A 16,934-nucleotide genomic window follows, 5' to 3' on the forward strand; every position below is an offset into this window, starting at 1 on the left:
CTTAAGAAGGATCTCTGCCTGCTTCTTAAGTTCACTCTGTGCAGCCGGTTACTCTCCCAGCTGATCTTTGGTATAGTAGCCGCCGTCTACCAGCACCTTGTCTACGTTGCTTGCATCCACAGACACTGGTTCCAGCAGGTAGGACGGAACGATTTTGACACCATTGTCGTAGGTTGTGGTATCGTTGACTTCGGCTTCCGTACCCTTCAGCACGCTTTCAGTCATCTCCACCGCCTTCTTGGCCAGCTCACGGGTATCCTTGAATACCGTCTGCGTCTGCTCTCCGGCCAGAATGGATTTCACGGAAGCCAGCTCGGCATCCTGTCCGGTAACTACCGGAAGCTGCTTGTCGCCCGAGCCGTAGCCCACGCCCTTCAGGGAGGAGAGAATGCCGATGCTAATGCCATCATAAGGAGAGAGTACAGCGTCGAGATTATCGCTGGCATAGTTGGCGCTCAGCAGGTTATCCATCCGCGCCTGGGCAGCAGCACCGTCCCAGCGCAGCGTGGCGACCTGATCCATCGTAAGCTGCTTGCTGCGGACGACCAGCTTGCCGGAATCGATATATGGCTTCAGGATGGACATCGCACCATCGAAGAAGAAGTAGGCATTGTTGTCATCCGGCGATCCGCCAAACAGCTCGATATTGAATGGGCCTTTGCCGTCTTTCAGGCCCAGCTTCTCTTCAATGTAAGAGCCTTGCAGCACGCCCACCTTGAAATTATCGAAGGTTGCATAGTAGTCTACATATTCACTTTTTTTGATCAGACGGTCATAAGCGATGACTTTGACATCCGCATCATGCGCCTTCTGCAGCACATCCGTCAGGGCCTCTCCGTCAATTGAAGCGATTACAATCGCATTCACGCCTTTGGTGATCATATTCTCAATCTGGGATACCTGGTTCTCCACGACATCCTCTGCATACTGCAGATCAGTGCCGTAACCCAGCTTCTCGAACTCCTTCACCATGTTGTTGCCGTCATTCACCCAGCGTTCGGAGGATTTTGTCGGCATGGCGATACCGACCTTGCCTTTGGAAGAGTCTCCGCCGCTTGCGGAATTCCCGCTGTTGCCGCATGCGGATAAGATGAGTACGAGTGTTAGTAGCAATGTGATCACTGAATATTTTTTCATTCCTGCACTACCCCCTGGACTATTCTGTTGTCTTCCACGGGTGCTCCCGTGTGACATGTTGAGTATAGCAACGGAGGCCATGGGGCGTATTTACACTCAGACTACTGTTTTTATAAAATTCCAACTTTTGTAATCGGAGGGTACAACAAAAAACCGCATGCAGCCCGGAGGCGCACACGGTTAAGGGTGAAGCAATGGAGTTATACGGGCTGATTCAAATCGCTTAACGCCTGCTTGATCTCTTCCAGCTCCTGCTTCAATTGGGTGAACAGGAGACGGTTACTCTCTGCAGTCTTGTGTTTGAAATTGGTCTTGCTTAAGAAAGCCATATAAACACCCGAGATTCTTCTGGTGATATTCTCCGCTTCCGCAGGCCCTGAGGACAGCCTGAAAAATTGATTCATCTGCTGTCTGGTCAGCTCGGTGAACGCAAATTTCTCCAGACACGACTCCAGAACTACGATGCTGCCCAGTGCAGCTTGCCTATATTCTCCGGCCGTTCCGGTATTGCTCACAGCATTGACTTCTTCCAAATTGCGCACCCCTTGCGGTATGTATATATGAACATCCTACTCTTTTCTGCGCCTGCCGTCACTTCCATTCTCAGGCTGCACCCCTTTGCGGAACTGCAGGGGCGACACGCCGGTCTGCCTCTTGAAAGCTGTGCTGAAATAATGCTGTGTCTCATACCCCGACTGCTCAGCCACCTCATGGATGCTCAGCTCTGTTGAATGCAGCAGCTGGGCGGCCCGGCGGATTCGTATTTGCGTCAAATACATGCCGAAGGATTCGCCCAGCTCCTGCTTGAACAGGCGGCTGAGATATACAGGTGACGCCAGAAGCTGGCCGGCCATCCCCTCCAGGGTAAGCCCGTATTCGCTGTAATGCTCCTGTATATACTGCTTCGCCCGGCGGACGAGCGGTGACAGCGGCTGCTCTTTGGCCAGCGCCACCCGGCAGCTCCGGTAGGCTGAAGCCAGCTCGGTAATCTCCCCCAGTACAAGCCGGGTGCCGACTTCAACAGCAATTTTGAGATTGCTGCGCACAGCACCTTCTACCCCGGCAAACACCTGCTCGCCTGCGTCATCCCACAGCAGTGCAACGACCAGTCCGGCGGTGTCCCGGAAGATCACCTTGGTATACGGCTCCAGCAGCTCCGTGATGATATTCTCGATCGCGAACAGGAACAGCTGGCGTTCGTTCTCCTTCATCCCCGGATGCTGGCCCTCCCATCTCCAGCGGATAATGCCGATCCGCTCCGGCCGCTCCGGCGGCAGCTGCAGGAATTGCAGCTGCTCCCTGATCTCCGCCTGGCTCAGATTCCCGTCCAGCCATTCCTGGCAGAAGCGCTCGCGCAGCAGCGGGAAATTCTTCTGCAGCTGCCGGGAGGCCTGCTGCAGATGCTGGCTCTGCTGCTTCTCCGATTCCAGCTCATCCCTGACACCCCGGAGCACCTGCATCAGCTGCTTCGGCTCGGCTGGCTTCAGAATATAGTCATTCACCTGCAGACGGATCGACTCCTGGGCATATGAGAATTCATCATGGCCTGTGATGACGATGATTTTGCAGCCGGGCAGCTGTTCCCTCAGCCGCTTCATCAGCTCCATGCCATGCATAATCGGCATATTAAGATCCACCAGCGCAATATGAATGGAATGCTGTACCGCCAGCTCCAGCGCCTCTTCCCCGTCTTCTGCCTCGGCAACCACAGTCATCCCCAGACCGTCCCAGTCCACACATTGCCGGATGCCTTCGCGGATGATCCCCTCATCATCGGCAATCATTACTTTCCATTTGTCCAGCATGTTCGGATATCCTCCTCTTCCTTAATCCTTCGCAGGATAACTGTCACGGACCACCGGATGCCGGACGGTTACGACCGTTCCGCTTCCGGGTTCACTCTCAAGTGTAATTCCATACGGCTTCCCATAGGTCAGTCTAATCCGTGCCTGCACGTTCAGAATTCCGTAGCCGCTTCCCGCGCTGTCCGGCAGCGGCGCTTCTGTCTCCATATGCCCGCTGTCCTGTGTTCCTACAGCCTCAAGCCGCTGCTTCAGCAGACTCAGCCGCTGCGGAGTGATCCCTGCACCGTCATCACGAACTGTAAGGTATAGCTCATTCTCCCTTTCCACGACCACAATAGATAGATGTCCGGGACCGCGACGTTCCTTAATGCCGTGATAAATCGCATTCTCCACCATCGGCTGCAGCAGCAGCTTAAGCACATACAGCTCCTGAAGCTGCGGCTCCACTTCGATGGAATATGTCAGCTTGCTGCTGTAGCGGACATGCTGGATCTTCAGATAGCTGACGATATGCTCCAGCTCATCGGAGAGCGGGATCATATCGCTCCCTTTGCTTAAGCCCAGCCGGAACAGCTTGGACAGGGACTGCACCACCTCGGCAATATCCTCCGCCCCCTTGCTGCGGGCCATCCAGTGGATTGTATCCAGTGTATTGTAGAGAAAATGCGGTTTGATATGCGCCTGCAGACTGCGCAGCTCCGCTTCCCTCTTTTGCCGCGCCTGCAGTTCTGTCAGGGACAAGAGCCGGCCAATCTGGGCCAGCATGGTATTGAAGCTGCGCCCGAGCAGTCCGATCTCATCAGAACGGTTCCCCCAGTAGCGGATCGTCAGATCGCCCGACTGCGCCTTGCTCATGAAGGAAGCCAGTTGTCCGATCGGACGTGAAATGGAATACGCGAGGTAGAAGGAAGCCGTCATCCCCAGCATACAGACTACAAACACGAAGGTTACGACATTGAAGGTAATCTCGCGCACCCCAAAGGCTGACTCATCCATCGGAAACACGCCCATCGTTGTCCAGCCTGTAAAGGGAGAGGTCCGGTAGATCAGCTGCAAATGGCGGCCGTCCACGATTTCCGAGGTGATGCCCGAAGACTCGGTGAACAGGCCTGCCGGAATCTTTTGCATAAAAGGGTGCTGCGGCGCGTAGATCATCTCCCCGTTGTCGTCCACCACCGTCAGGTAGCCCGTCTTGCCCAGTGTGACATCTCTGGCTGTCTCGGCAATGACCCGCAGCTTCAGGTCGACCAGCACCACTCCCTGCACAACCTGCGTTTCAGGATCAACAATTGCCCTTACGGCGGAGACCACCTCGCTCTCCTTATAATCCACATGGGACATTACAGCGCGGCCGTAAGGATGCCCGACAATTTTGAAGATCCCCTTATTCTCCGCTGCTTGCTTGTACCAGGCCTCCTCCGTCAGCCGGGTACCGGAACGGGTATACATCTCATTGCTGATGAAATCGCCTTCACTATTGACCAGCATAATCCCGGCAATCTCGGAGCTGAGTGTAGTGAAGCCCTGCAGAAACTTGCGGATGTTATATTCCGCCGACTCCCCGTTGTCCTCAGTACTGCCTCGCTGCCCGTTACCCGTCACATTCCCCTTCAGAAATTTCTGCACACCGGGGTCAAACGAAATCAGATAGGTGATCTTCTGCAGATTCTCTACATCGCTCTCTATGGCCGTATTCACCTTGCCGATCAGCTGCACCGTGTTCTCGTTGCTCTGTTCCTCCACGATCCGGTCAACCGTCCAGCCAATCAGCAGCCCCAGCCCGATGGAGGGCAGAATGCTGATCAGCAAAAAATGAATAATCAGCTTGTAGCGGATCGGCATATTATTCAGCTTCAGCTTCTCCATGTTCAGGCTGCCCTTGCGCATCACATGCTCCCCCTCTGCCGCAGCAGCAGCCTACTTGGCATAATAGTTATCCACGTTCACCCGTGTGACCACGTCTATCCCTGTATCAACCGTATCCGGCACGGGTACGGGCTTATTGTTCGCATACACTTCAGGGTCCGCTTCAAGATCACGATGCAGATGAAACAGCTCTGTCAGCGACCAATAGCCCATATTCCAGGTCCCCTGTGCCATGGTTGCCGCAATCTTGCCTTCCTTCACCAGATCGAGCGTGCCCTTATCGGTATCGAAGCTAATAATCTGCGGTGCAAGGCCGCTGCCTTGAGCAGCATCCACCGCCTCTGCCACACCGATCCCGCCATTGGATTCCGTGGCAAAAATCCCGGCTAGCTGCGGATACCCGGCCAGCAGCTGCTCGGCAGCTTCCCGCGAGGCCACCTGGTCTCCCCGGCCATCCTTGACGGCTACAAGCTTCATTTGCGGATACTCGTTTCGGATAGTATCCCGGAAGCCATCGGTCCGCTCTTGATGATTATGCTGATCCGGTGTGGTGATGATGGCCACTTCGCCTTTGTTGCCGGTCAGCTCAGCCATCTTGTGTGCGGCCTGGGTCCCGGCATTGTAATTATCCGTTCCCAGGAAGGAATAAGCCTTGCTGTCCGGCGCTCCCGAATCAAATAATACCACCGGAATGCCGGCCTCCACCGCCTTGTTGATCGTCGCCGTGAGCAGCTTGGAATTCACCGCCGAAATCGCAATCCCCGCCGGCTTCTTGGCGATGGTCTGCTCCAGCACGGTCATCTGTTCATTGGCATTATGCTGGGTCGAGCCGTGGTATTCCACGGACACATTAAGCTCCTCTGCCGCATCCTCGAAGCCCTTCAGCACGCTTTTCCAGTAGTCGATGCCGATCTGGAATGTGACCATCACATATTTATCTTCAATATTCCCGCGCAGTCCGGCTGTCTCCCACGGGTCCGCCGAATCCCCCTGCTGCTTATAATTCAGCACATAGATCAGGAAGATACCGATTAGCAGCACATAGACTAGCCAGAGTTTTTTCACGTATGTAACCCCTTTCAAAACAAGAAGTAAAGGACACCGTCCACTTGCCCTGACCGATGTCCAGTCTAGTCTAAGGGCTCGGCAGGCTTCCCGTCAATTACGATCCGCTGGATTGATCTGCTACGGCCGGAGCATCAGTTGGAGCACGGGTTGGACAACCCGGAAGCCTTGCTCTTAGATTTATGAATCTGATACGACATTTTATGTCGTACCAGCTGTTTTATACTGGAACAGTAACATTCAAATTGCTGAAATGAGGACTACACAAATGGTAAAAACAAAGCGCGGACGGGTACTCTGGACCCTGCCCTCCCATGGCCGCGGCACCTGCCCGGTCTGCGGAACAACCAGAATTAAGCTGCTCTACACAAAAGTAAAGTCTGACGGGGGAACCCTGAAGGTCTGCAAGCGCTGTGACAAGGCGCCACAAGCCAAAGTAGATGCCGTAGCCAAGTAAAACACAACCCGGATGTCCGCCCGGCTTCATGCTTCATGCATGGATGCCAGGGCGGCATCTTTGCCTTGTTGCGGTGGAAGTTCATCAGACGCTATACTGAAATCTGACAGAAAGGAGCGGAGCCGCATGAGCCATATTCACCGTATTCAGTGGTTTGACCAGCAAATCAGAAATGCCTGTTATCCGAACAGCAATATTCTTGCGGAGCAATTCGAAATCTCCAGGCGCCAGGCGCAGCGGGATATTGAATATATGGCGGAATCTCTGCGGGCTCCGCTCCGCTACGTGGCCAGCCAGCGCGGGTATATGTATGAGGATAACAGCTTTGTCCTGCCTCATCTGTACATCACGGACGAAGAGCAGCAGGTACTGAAATATCTGGCTTACCGGTACAGCCATTATGATTATGAGAACGGCCAGACTATCCGGAGAGTCGGTGGCCTGCTGGAACGGTTCACAGACCAGCCCTTGCAGGCAGGGGAATTCAAGCTGCCTGTATTTGAAGTAAATGCCCGGCGTCTGCAGGTCATCGGACTCTTAGAGCAAGCTATTCAAGCCCGCAGGGTAGTACACATCCTCTGCCGGAAGCAGCCGGATCACCCCCGGGAATTATATCTCTGTCCAATGAAGCTGAGCCGCCGTCTGGAGGAAGATTATGTGCTTGCTGCCATAGAAGGGAATTCCCGGACAGAGTTTTTTAACTTGACCGAGATCCTGCAGCTGAAGCTGACGGACAGATATTTCGCAGCGGACGATGAATTCTCAGCCGCTCCGCCGGAACAGAATAGACAGCTGAAGCCGTTCACAGCCAGAATCCGGCTGAGCGGGATGCCTGCGGATTCCTCATGGGGAGGGTATACGATCCGATCCGCTGATGGAGAAGTCTATGAAATCGAATTTTTTGACACGGAGGCCTTTGTGGGGCAGCTGTTCAGCTCGGAATGGTCCGAAATCCTGTCCCCCAAATGGCTGAAAGAGAAAGTAAGAATCAGATGCCAGAACGTACTGAATCTGCTGAATGAACAGGAGGGTCGGAGTGATCATTAACGGAATACAAATGAAGCGCGAATCCAAATCTATTACCGATGCCCTCTATGCCGTTCTCACTGCCTCCGGGTTATTCCATGGACCCACATTCATGCTCTCCGGGCTCAGTGGTATGGCCTTCAAATTCTCTGTACATGAGAAGCTCTTCCCCTTCTCCGTTACTGCGTATGGACAGTGGGGCAAAGAGCATGGACCGGCCATCGATAATCTCGGCATCCTTACCGGACATAGCGGAGGCAGAACAAGACATGATTCGTTCGCCGTATATCAGCAGGCCGCCATTGAAGATGTGAAGCATAGTCTGGACCGCGGACTCGCCTGTGTCTACTGGATACCGGAGTTCGGCGTTATTCACGGCTATGATGAGGACGACCGGGTGTTCTATGTGCAGGATGGATCGTCCATCGGGACCCGTTATGTGCTCTATGATAATTTCGGCCTCAACATTACCCCGTTCTGGTATTGCCAGTATATCGGAGATAAGGTGGATATTCCGCTGCGTGACGCAGTACTGGAATCACTGAGGCTCGCCCTTGAGGATTGGGAGACTCCGTACAAAACACTGCCCGATCAGAGCATTGCATCAGGCAGACTGGCTTACAGCTTCCTGATCCGGGCTCTTCAGCAGGGAGAGTTCGACAGCAGCGGGGCCGTCTATATTCTCGAATCTTACCTGACGGCGCGCTCAGAGATCACGAGTTATCTGCAGGAGGTTGAGTCCGTATTGCCGGGCCTGAACGAGGTACACAGTATTTATGCTGAGCTGGAAGAGATGGTGCGCGGGCAGTTGAAGGTTGCACTTCCGTTGACTAACAGCAGCCGGGCGCTGGTACACCAGCAGCTTCCCTCACTCTGTACCACCCTGCAGCAGGCGCTTGAGCTGGAGGAACGCGCTATGCAGCAGCTTAGAATTATCTCCGGGCGGTATCCGGACCGGAAACGTTCAATTATTCCAAGATGGGGGGCGCATACGGCCAGATGATGAACAGAACAGAATTGGATTCAGTACCGGCGGCCGTGCATCCTCCGCAATTGTCTCATTCTTATGTAGATGCCATGTACCAGGTTCTGTCGGCTAACGGCTGGTTCACAATGCCCAAATATATGTTATCCGGAATGACTGCCTCCTGCTTCCGTCTGTCCTTGCATAGACAGCTTCACCGTGACTCACCAATGGCTTATAACTGGATGGCTGAGCACACGGTGGCAGCAGATTTAATCGGCATTGTCTCTGCACAAGCGGCAGGGTTTCATTTCACCCCTACGTTTCCGCTCTATCAGAAGCAGGCTATCCTGGCAATCCGCAAATCGCTTAAGCAAGGCACAGGCGTCATCTGCTGGAAAGATCAGTTTGTGGTGATAACCCGCTCCGATGATCAGAAGCAGGTATTCTGCTACAACGAAATATCTTCAAGAGCAGAACTGGAGCTGCCTTATGATCAGCTGGGAAGAAATGTAGGCCCTTATTGGCACTGTCAGATCTTCGAAGGACAGATCCAGAAGGACATACGGCAGGTGATCAGAGAATCCTTCATCCAGGCTGTATACAAGGCAGAGGTACATGATCCGATGCTGCCGGAATCGCAGTATGCCTGCGGTCTGCAGGCTTATGATGCCATGCTGGACGCCTTGTCAGGCAGATCATATGATGCTGCCGGTGCATATGAAACCTTGGTGTTCTATGCTGCCTCTAAGAAAGACGCGTCCAGCTACACCAGAGCAGCCTGCGAATATTGGCCTGAGCTCGAGTCTACCGCCAGCCATTATGAGCGTCTCTCTGCTGTCTATCATGAAATTGCGGCTCTATTAAGCCCGGACGCGTCACACACTCCAGCTCTACGGCAACAAAGGCTGCTTCCTCTCATCCGCGAGGCTAAGCATACCGAGACCGAAGCGATCCAGTCCATCCGCCTGCTGCTGCGCGAGCCGATCGAGAACCGCTTCCATGATGTGGGGCTGCGCTGATTCTAGCCATTCCGGTTAGAACATTAAGCCTTCCGCGTACTTCTCCCCTTCCAGCAGATCATACTCGATCAGGCGATAGTCATTGAGCAGCTCCTGCTGCCCGGATGTCAATCCCCTCAGGATTCCGCTGCTGCCGGACCCGACCAGCACATTCTTGCTGAGACCGGGGATTTCTTCCTGCACCTGCTTCAGCAGCTTGTAATAAGCAGGCAGCGGCTGGCCGGATAGTCTAAAGACGGTCGGGCCAAGGAAAGCCGGGCTAAGTGTCCCCAGCGTCTCATTCCCGATCTCATAGTTAGCCAGAATCAGCAGCTGTGTCTCGTGCTTCAGCCTAGGCTCCTGATCCCAGCCAGCCTCTGTATAGATCCCGGCGGTCAGCGCCGGCAGATGGTCACCCCAGAATACAGCAATGGTTGGACGTTCAATCGTCAGCAGCTCCTGCTGCAGATAAGCCAGTGCCTCATCAGTCAGCTTAGTATCCTGCACATAGGTCTCCAGCTCGTCCTTCTGCGCCGGCTGTCCGCCTTCTACGGTAATCGTGTTCGGTCCGTTCACCCCTTTGGTAAAGGGGAAATGATTCTGCATCGTCACCAGATGCAGGAAGGCCGGCCCGGACGCCGACTTAAGCTCGCGGACAGCCTCCTGTACAGCAGCCTTGTCGGAGATATAGCCATCCGGGGTGATACGGTTAGCATCCGGCAGATCCTTTTCACTGATGAAGCTGTCGAAACCCAGTACCGGATAGACCCGGTTGCGGTTATAGAAGGTCTCATCGAACGGATGCAGCGCCAGTGCCTGATAGCCCCGCGATTTCAGAATACTGACGATCGACGGCAGTGAGGACATTTTGACAATCCGCTGTTGATAGGGAATGGTTCCGTCTCCAAGGAAATACATCGACAGCCCGGTCAGGGCCTCGAATTCAACATTGGCCGTATTGCCGCCGAATTCCGGTGACAGCAAATAACCAGACGGAGTCTCCCCCGCCGCCGCATGAATGAATTTCAGCGGATCTTCGCTTAAGGTATACCCCGGAAGACGCGTAGGATCAAAAAAAGCCTCGTCCATCATAAACAGAATATTCGGCTTTTCCCCTGGAATAGCTACTGCCGGTGCATCCGGCAATGCCGAATACTTGGATGCCACCGCTTCAACCGCTTCACGGCTGTACCCCTCCGGCTTCTCCAGCAGGCTCTGGCGCAAATTCCCGGCAAAAGCAAATATGAATCCGTTCTGCGTATAGTTCACCTTCTGGTTCCAGAAGATGTTCTGGTAGTTCATAGCCGTAACAACAGATGAATGGCCCGAGACAAGCACAAGAAACCCTGCGCTCAGCGCCACAGAGATCCCGCCTAGACTTAGGCGTAAAGGCAGGTTGATTCTGTTCCTGGGCAGCTTGCGGATCATGTACGTCAGACCAACAGCCACTAATATCGCAGCTATTACCGCTAGTGGTGAGATCATACCTTTGGTAATCTTGCTCATTTCGCCGGCATTTTTGACCAGCATGAGATCCCATGGAAAAAGAGGTTCGCCCCTCGTAACAAGCTTCTGATAATCGGCAATACCCAGCAGCAGACATAGTACACTGACAACCGCTGGCCCCGCATATGTATTAGGCAATATCACTGAACTTAAGAGCAGGATGAAGAAAATGAATAAGCTTCCTGCACCATACAGCCATGGGTACCTGCCGATCCACTGCAGAGCACCTGTCAAATTCATACTAAAGGAAGCCGCCTGCAGGAAATAATTCAGCACAAATCCCCCGGCCAGCAGGACTAACAGCAAATAAGACAAACGTTTGGAAGGCAATAACCGCGACAAATGGATTCACTCCTATACTTGATTAAAGGAGTAGTATACGCCTTTTAGCTTAAAGCCGCCTTAAAATTCAGTATCCAAAAGAAGTACATCTTCGTATTATGCACCTTACAGCCTCTTCCATAATCCCCTGATACGAGTTTATCAGCATGGTATTTCACGCAAAAAAGAGCAGCGAACTTCGCTGCTCTTCATTCTGCTAACTCTACAACTATATAAACTGAAAAAAGAAATAACAAAAAGCAAAAGGACCGGAGGGGAAATTTGGAACTGTAGGAGCGGTAGCGTCCGCCTTTGTCACCGGATTTCAACCGCGGGCAGCGGTATATATCAAGAAATCTGGGGACAACAGCGGCCGGAAGTCCAAATCTTCACCGCAGTGACGCCGAAGCTTTATGTTAACTTCTGAAATTCAGTTTATACCCCCCTACTTCACATACAGGCGGCTAGTCTCCTCCCAATACTCTCCCGGCTCCAGACCAAACAATCCGATGTCATCGGCAGGAAGATCTACCTTCGGTGCATTAACCAGGTTGATCTGCGGCTCCGGACAGAAGAATCCTTCAGTAGCTCCATTGTTCCAGATCATCCACTGCTTATAAGAGGTTCCCACATCATACACCAGCGTAACGCCAGCTTTGCTGTCGGTAAGCTCCATGCGGTTGCGGCCGTTCTGGGCTACAGCGGTATAGTGGTTGTCCATTGGCGCATAGAACGGATACAAGCCCTCATCACGCAGTGCCACTTCATCCGCAGTCAGCTCCTGGAATTTGCCGGTCGGCAGCATCCGGTCGCTAAGCTCCCAGCGCTCGCCGATAGTCAGCTTCACGCGGTAATCCTGCGGCGTACTGCCGGGTGCGAACGGTGCATTAATGGCAGTATGGAACGCCAGCAGACAAGGCATCAGCTCTGCACCGTCATTATGGACCAGCAACTGCTGGGACAGGCCGCCTTCTCCCAGAGTATAGCGCAGCTTGACGGTGTATTTGAACGGCAGATATTGATAAGAAGGATGATTCTCATCCACCTTAATCGCTACAGTGACGAAGCTTTCGCTTTTGCCGCTGCCGAATTCTTCGACCTCCCAGGCCGCTGTATGTAGGAATCCGTGCAAATGGTTGCCAGTCTTGGCTTCATTAACAGGGAAACGGTAGGTTTGTCCATTCCACGGGAACTCTCCATCCTCATAACGGTTCGGCGGGAACAGTACAGGGATACCGTGAATCCCGGGGCTTGCCTTGAAGGCTTCCATTTCCTCTGCGCCTGGCTCATGCAGGAAACGGTAACCGCTCTCAGTATCACGGAAGCAGATCAGGTTGCCTCCGATGCCCGGCAGAACGGCTGCCTCATAACGTCCGGCCTTGAGCCAGACTGCGGCTTCTCCCTCATATTGTCCTTCAAATGCAGTAATCGACATAATAATTTTAATCTCCCTTCCATAAGCTCATAATGACTCTCTCATAGATAGAGTACCACATCTGCCGGATCGGCAACATGTCATTTTTACAGTTGTTCCACTTCGACGCTCATGACATGCTCAATTTTCTTCACATCATAATAGATTTCCGTAGCATAATCACGGTCCGGTGCGGAGATCACCATATCAATCATTTGTCTCCCGTCTTCGAGATCCTTGATCTTCATCCGCCGGATCGTCCGTCCGGTTTTACGCGTTTTACGCTGCTCGGCGATGATATGGCGCTGCTCAATTTTCTGGATCACATCGGTTAGAATATAGTTCGGTTCCATGATGATTTTAATCGATATCTCATGTTTGTTCAGCACTTCCGGGCCGATGGCCTTAATTAGCAGGGGCACCGCATTTACCGCGAACATAAGCAGCACCACTGCATAACCCGCTTCTACATAGAATCCCGCGCCGACCGCAATTCCGATACCGGAAGCCGTCCAGATGAGCGCCGCTGATGTCAGTCCCGATATCGCATCTCCGCCTCTGCGCAGAATAACGCCTGCCCCGAGAAAACCGATCCCGCTGACAATCTGCGCCGCCAGACGCATCGGGTCCATATTGGGATGCTCCGGCCCGCCGAATTTATCATAAGCATGAATCGAGACCAGCGTTACCAGACAGCTGGCGATACTAATGACCATACTGGTCCGGATTCCCAGCGGTTTCTGTTTCAATTGCCGGTCAATCCCGATGAACAGCCCGAACAGCATGGCCACAAGCAGCTTCACAATCGATTCTGTGTGTAAATCAATGTTCATTGTTGTCCTCCTCTCCGTGACAGATAGAAACAGTATACCTGAAAATCACTGCAAGCTTTACTGTAATTTTTCGCAAGCTGATTTCAAAAGAATAAACGGACGCCTGCACCTCTGCAGCCGGTCATCAAACGGTTTCTGATGAGCTCCGGCAAAGGGACAACGTCCGCTTCAGTTAAAGGCTGTACTTCACCCATTATATGAGTGTTAAAGTACGATTAGAAGAATCAGCCATGCAGCAGCGATTCTGCTCCGTCACAATAGATTTCCGTTCCGGTAATATGATCCGAATCCGCAGAAGCCAGGAACAGCGCCAGCTTGGCTACCTGATCAGGTCGCCCGGGCCCCTTCTCCAGCGGCTGTCCGCCATCCGGGAATTCAACCTCGATTTGCACTTCCTTAAGATCATCCGAAGGGTACGTATTGTCATCAATGTTGGTGGTGATCGCACCAGGACAGATGGCGTTTACGCGGATTTTGTACTGGGCCAGCTCCAGCGCCGCCATTTTCATAAAAGCGACCTGCCCGGCCTTCGTGGTGCTGTATGCCGAGAACCCGATGTTGGAGAATACCCGGTTACCGTTGATGGAGCTGTTGATCAGGATACTGCCGCCCTGCTCCTTCAAATGGGGGATGGCATATTTAACCGTAGCGAACGTACCGCGCAGATTGATCTGAATGGTCTGGTCCCAGGACTCGATATCCATCGTCTCAATCGGTGTCATCGCACCATTAATTCCGGCATTCGCGAACACGATGTCCAGCTGCCCCCACTTGGCCACAACCAGCTTCACGGCTTCCTCCACCTGCTGCGGCTCTGCGATGTCGCATTCGAACACAGCGGCTTCTCCGCCTTCCTGCACCACCTGACGTGCGACCTTCTCTGCGTTCTCCACTGTGCGGTCCAGAAGTGCCACCTTGGCTCCGTTTCTGGCGAACTCCAGCACCGACGCCCGGCCGATCCCCGATCCGCCTCCGGTTACGATTGCTACTTTGCCTTCCAGTTTCTTAGTGGTCATAAGTGTAGTCTCCTCCCAAGGTCGTTGTTATTGTTCAAGTCAAGTTCTCTCCTTAAACTTTACCTCTCATACCGCGTTGTGAATCGGCTGCCCTGCTGTTTTGCCCATCCTCATTTGGGGATATAATTTAAGAGGCATTAATGAAATTGACTTTAGACATGCCTTTATTTTCTACACAGAGGAGATTATTACTCATGATGAACCATAATGAAGAGATTCGTGATCAGATCTGCGCTGCAGTCTCCGGCCTCTCGTCCGAGACCCTGAACCGGAAGCCAGCCGAAGGCAAATGGTCACCTGTGCAAGTGCTGGAGCATCTGTATCTGATGGAAAAAGCGATCACCGCCGGGATCATGCAGGCGCTTGCTGCCACGGAAGAAGCTGTCACAGAGCCGAAGCCCTATCAGCTGACGCTGGACCGCAACCGGTTCATTGATGCCCCGCCCCATCTTGTACCGTCCGAGGAATTCATCCCGCTTGGCGATGTACGGGCCCGGCTGGACCAGTCCCGTTCTGACCTGAAGTCGGTGCTGGGCCAGAGTGAAGAGAGCCTGTGGAACCGCAAGCTGTATCCCCACCCGGTGTTCGGCCCGATGGATGTCGCCCAGTGGGTGGATTTCATCGGCATTCATGAAGAACGTCATCTGGCTCAGCTGAAGGAAGCCCTGGATGGAATTTGACCCCATTCTCTGCACCATTAAAAATGTAAAGACAAAGACACAACAATAAAGGCTTGAGCAGCTGTCCAGCTAACAGACAGCACTCAAGCCTTCTTCAGTTCAATCCCTGCTTATCCCAGCATCATCCGGTCATCCGCCAGCTTATGGCCGCTGATGGCTTCGAACTCACCAAGCAGCCGTTCTACCGTCAGATCCTTCTTGCGGGATTCATCAAAATCGAGAATGATCGACCCCTTGTCCATCATAATCAGCCGGTTGCCTAAACGGATGGCCTGATCCATGTTGTGGGTGACCATCAGTGTAGTCAGCTTCATCTCACGTACAATGGATTCCGTAAGCTTCGTGATCAGTTCAGCGCGCGAAGGGTCCAGCGCAGCTGTATGCTCATCCAGCAGCAGAATCTGCGGCTGGGTGAAGGTCGCCATCAGCAGGCTAAGCGCCTGCCGCTCGCCTCCGGAGAGCAGCCCTACCTTAGCGCGCAGCCTGTTCTCCAGGCCAATGCCCAGCTTGCTGAGCTGCTCCCGGAACAGCGTGCGTCTGGCCGCATTCACCCCGAAGGACAGCCCGCGGCTCTGGCCCCGCTTATAAGCCATGGCCAGATTCTCCTCAATGGTCATATGAGGCGCCGTACCGGCCATCGGGTCCTGGAAGACCCGGCCGATCCAGCGTGCACGCTGGTATTCGGCCAGATTGCTGATCGAGCTGCCTTCAATGCGCGCTTCACCGAGATCCGGCTTCATAACACCGGAAATAATATTCATCAGTGTCGATTTACCGGCCCCGTTGCTGCCGATAATGGTCACGAAATCTCCGGCACTCAGCTCAAGATCTATGCCCAGCAGGGCGATCTTCTCGTCAGGTGAACCCGGGTTGAACAGCTTGGATACGTTATCAAGCTTTAGCATCTGCTGCCCCTCCTTTCTTGCTGCTGCGCGTCAGCTCCGCAAGCTCTTCAGTCCGTCTGCGGGCCATCGTCTTCTGCTTCAGGAACCGCTGAACGGACGGGAAGACGAGGGCAATGATAACGATAATAGCCGTAATCAGCTTGAGATCCGAAGCCTTGAGCCATGGCACCCGCAGAGCCAGCGCCACAACGATCCGGTAGACTATGGAGCCGAGCACTACGGCCAATGTAGCACGGAAGACGTTGCCCGCACCGAATATCGCTTCCCCGATAATTACCGAAGCAAGCCCGATAACAATCATGCCTATACCCATGGATGAATCGGCAAACGTAGAATATTGGGCGATCAGCGCACCCGAGAGGGCCACCATTCCGTTCGCAAGACTGATGCCGAGAATCGTAGTAGTATCCGTATTGACACCGAAGCTGCGGATCATCCGGGAATTATCTCCTGTAGCACGCAGGGCAAGTCCAAGGTCTGTACGCAGGAACAGATCCATCAGAATCTTGACCAGCAGAACCACAAAAGGCATAACCAGCAAAGGATTAATAGAGCTGAAGAGGGATACCTCACCCATTAAGGAAACATTCGGCCGCACGAGAATCCGCAGATTGATGGAATATAGCGCAATCATCATGAGAATCCCGGATAGCAGGCCGTTGATCTTCCCTTTTGTGTGCAGCAGACCTGTACACATGCCTGCAGCCATCCCTCCGAGCAGGGCACAGAATGTTGCAAGCAGCGGAGAATAACCATGGGTAATCATGACCGCTGCAATCGCGCCGCCGGTGGTGAAGCTTCCATCCACAGTTAAATCCGGGAAATCAAGAATACGAAAGGTAATATACACCCCGAGTGCCATAAAAGCGTACAACAGGCCCATTTCCAGGGCGCCGATTAATGAACTATACATAGATGACTTCCTCCTTCAAGCGGCA

Annotated in this window: 16 protein-coding genes; 5 read left to right on the top strand and 11 right to left on the bottom strand. The window is 53.3% G+C overall.

The annotated features are described in order from the left end of the window. Positions 1-48 precede the first annotated feature (48 nt). The 5 genes from chvE to MHI42_RS05110 form a co-directional block, all read right to left on the bottom strand. On the bottom strand, positions 49-1,137 hold the full coding sequence (gene chvE / locus MHI42_RS05090; protein WP_342423001.1) for a multiple monosaccharide ABC transporter substrate-binding protein: 1,089 nt from the start codon (positions 1,135-1,137) through the stop codon (positions 49-51). A 200-nt stretch (positions 1,138-1,337) separates the two neighbouring features. Further along, the gene (locus MHI42_RS05095; RefSeq protein WP_341068173.1) at positions 1,338-1,670 is read right to left on the bottom strand and encodes a hypothetical protein; all 333 of its coding nucleotides are present in this window, start codon (positions 1,668-1,670) and stop codon (positions 1,338-1,340) included. A 36-nt stretch (positions 1,671-1,706) separates the two neighbouring features. Next, entirely contained in the window at positions 1,707-2,942 is a 1,236-nt protein-coding gene (locus MHI42_RS05100; protein ID WP_342423002.1) for a response regulator, read from the bottom strand. Between the two features lie 21 nt (positions 2,943-2,963). Continuing rightward, positions 2,964-4,829, bottom strand: a complete 1,866-nt coding sequence (locus tag MHI42_RS05105) for a sensor histidine kinase (RefSeq protein ID WP_342423003.1) — start codon at positions 4,827-4,829, stop codon at positions 2,964-2,966. Between the two features lie 30 nt (positions 4,830-4,859). Then, complete coding sequence (locus MHI42_RS05110) at positions 4,860-5,873, bottom strand: substrate-binding domain-containing protein (RefSeq protein ID WP_342423004.1); 1,014 nt, start codon at positions 5,871-5,873, stop codon at positions 4,860-4,862. 268 nt (positions 5,874-6,141) lie between these two features. Between MHI42_RS05110 and MHI42_RS05115 the strand changes: the two genes are divergently transcribed. From MHI42_RS05115 to MHI42_RS05130, 4 genes are all read left to right on the top strand, one after another. Then, positions 6,142-6,330 carry a hypothetical protein gene (locus MHI42_RS05115; RefSeq protein WP_042136633.1) on the top strand — a complete coding sequence of 63 codons (189 nt, stop codon included), beginning with the start codon at positions 6,142-6,144 and terminating at the stop codon, positions 6,328-6,330. Positions 6,331-6,456: 126 nt separating this feature from the next. After that, a complete protein-coding gene (locus tag MHI42_RS05120) occupies positions 6,457-7,377 on the top strand; it encodes a WYL domain-containing protein (protein ID WP_342423005.1) in 921 nt (306 codons plus the stop codon). Next, entirely contained in the window at positions 7,367-8,359 is a 993-nt protein-coding gene (locus MHI42_RS05125) for a hypothetical protein (RefSeq protein WP_342423006.1), read from the top strand. The genes MHI42_RS05120 and MHI42_RS05125 overlap by 11 nt, the downstream gene beginning before the upstream one ends. After that, positions 8,356-9,342, top strand: a complete 987-nt coding sequence (locus MHI42_RS05130) for a hypothetical protein (RefSeq protein ID WP_342423007.1) — start codon at positions 8,356-8,358, stop codon at positions 9,340-9,342. The genes MHI42_RS05125 and MHI42_RS05130 overlap by 4 nt, the downstream gene beginning before the upstream one ends. A gap of 15 nt (positions 9,343-9,357) precedes the next feature. On the opposite strand, the gene MHI42_RS05135 is transcribed toward MHI42_RS05130, so the two are convergent. The 4 genes from MHI42_RS05135 to MHI42_RS05150 all read right to left on the bottom strand — a co-directional run bounded on the left by MHI42_RS05135 (position 9,358) and on the right by MHI42_RS05150 (position 14,411). Then, positions 9,358-11,169 (bottom strand): LTA synthase family protein, encoded by a 1,812-nt coding sequence (locus MHI42_RS05135; protein WP_342423008.1) that lies wholly within the window; start codon positions 11,167-11,169, stop codon positions 9,358-9,360. A gap of 424 nt (positions 11,170-11,593) precedes the next feature. Continuing rightward, positions 11,594-12,583 (bottom strand): aldose 1-epimerase, encoded by a 990-nt coding sequence (locus MHI42_RS05140; RefSeq protein WP_042136624.1) that lies wholly within the window; start codon positions 12,581-12,583, stop codon positions 11,594-11,596. Between the two features lie 86 nt (positions 12,584-12,669). Continuing rightward, complete coding sequence (locus tag MHI42_RS05145) at positions 12,670-13,395, bottom strand: MgtC/SapB family protein (RefSeq protein WP_042136622.1); 726 nt, start codon at positions 13,393-13,395, stop codon at positions 12,670-12,672. A gap of 224 nt (positions 13,396-13,619) precedes the next feature. Beyond that, positions 13,620-14,411, bottom strand: a complete 792-nt coding sequence (locus MHI42_RS05150; RefSeq protein ID WP_342423009.1) for an SDR family NAD(P)-dependent oxidoreductase — start codon at positions 14,409-14,411, stop codon at positions 13,620-13,622. Between the two features lie 194 nt (positions 14,412-14,605). On the opposite strand from MHI42_RS05150, the gene MHI42_RS05155 reads away from it, so the two are divergent. After that, the gene (locus MHI42_RS05155) at positions 14,606-15,091 is read left to right on the top strand and encodes a DinB family protein (protein ID WP_342423010.1); all 486 of its coding nucleotides are present in this window, start codon (positions 14,606-14,608) and stop codon (positions 15,089-15,091) included. Positions 15,092-15,201: 110 nt separating this feature from the next. Here MHI42_RS05155 and MHI42_RS05160 read toward each other — a convergent pair whose 3' ends face one another. Further along, positions 15,202-15,996 carry an ABC transporter ATP-binding protein gene (locus MHI42_RS05160; protein ID WP_039298046.1) on the bottom strand — a complete coding sequence of 265 codons (795 nt, stop codon included), beginning with the start codon at positions 15,994-15,996 and terminating at the stop codon, positions 15,202-15,204. Further along, complete coding sequence (locus tag MHI42_RS05165; RefSeq protein ID WP_342423011.1) at positions 15,983-16,909, bottom strand: ABC transporter permease; 927 nt, start codon at positions 16,907-16,909, stop codon at positions 15,983-15,985. The genes MHI42_RS05160 and MHI42_RS05165 overlap by 14 nt, the downstream gene beginning before the upstream one ends. Positions 16,910-16,934 lie beyond the last annotated feature (25 nt).

This window comes from Paenibacillus sp. FSL E2-0178 (assembly GCF_038593005.1).
GTDB lineage: Bacteria > Bacillota > Bacilli > Paenibacillales > Paenibacillaceae > Paenibacillus_AQ > Paenibacillus_AQ phytohabitans.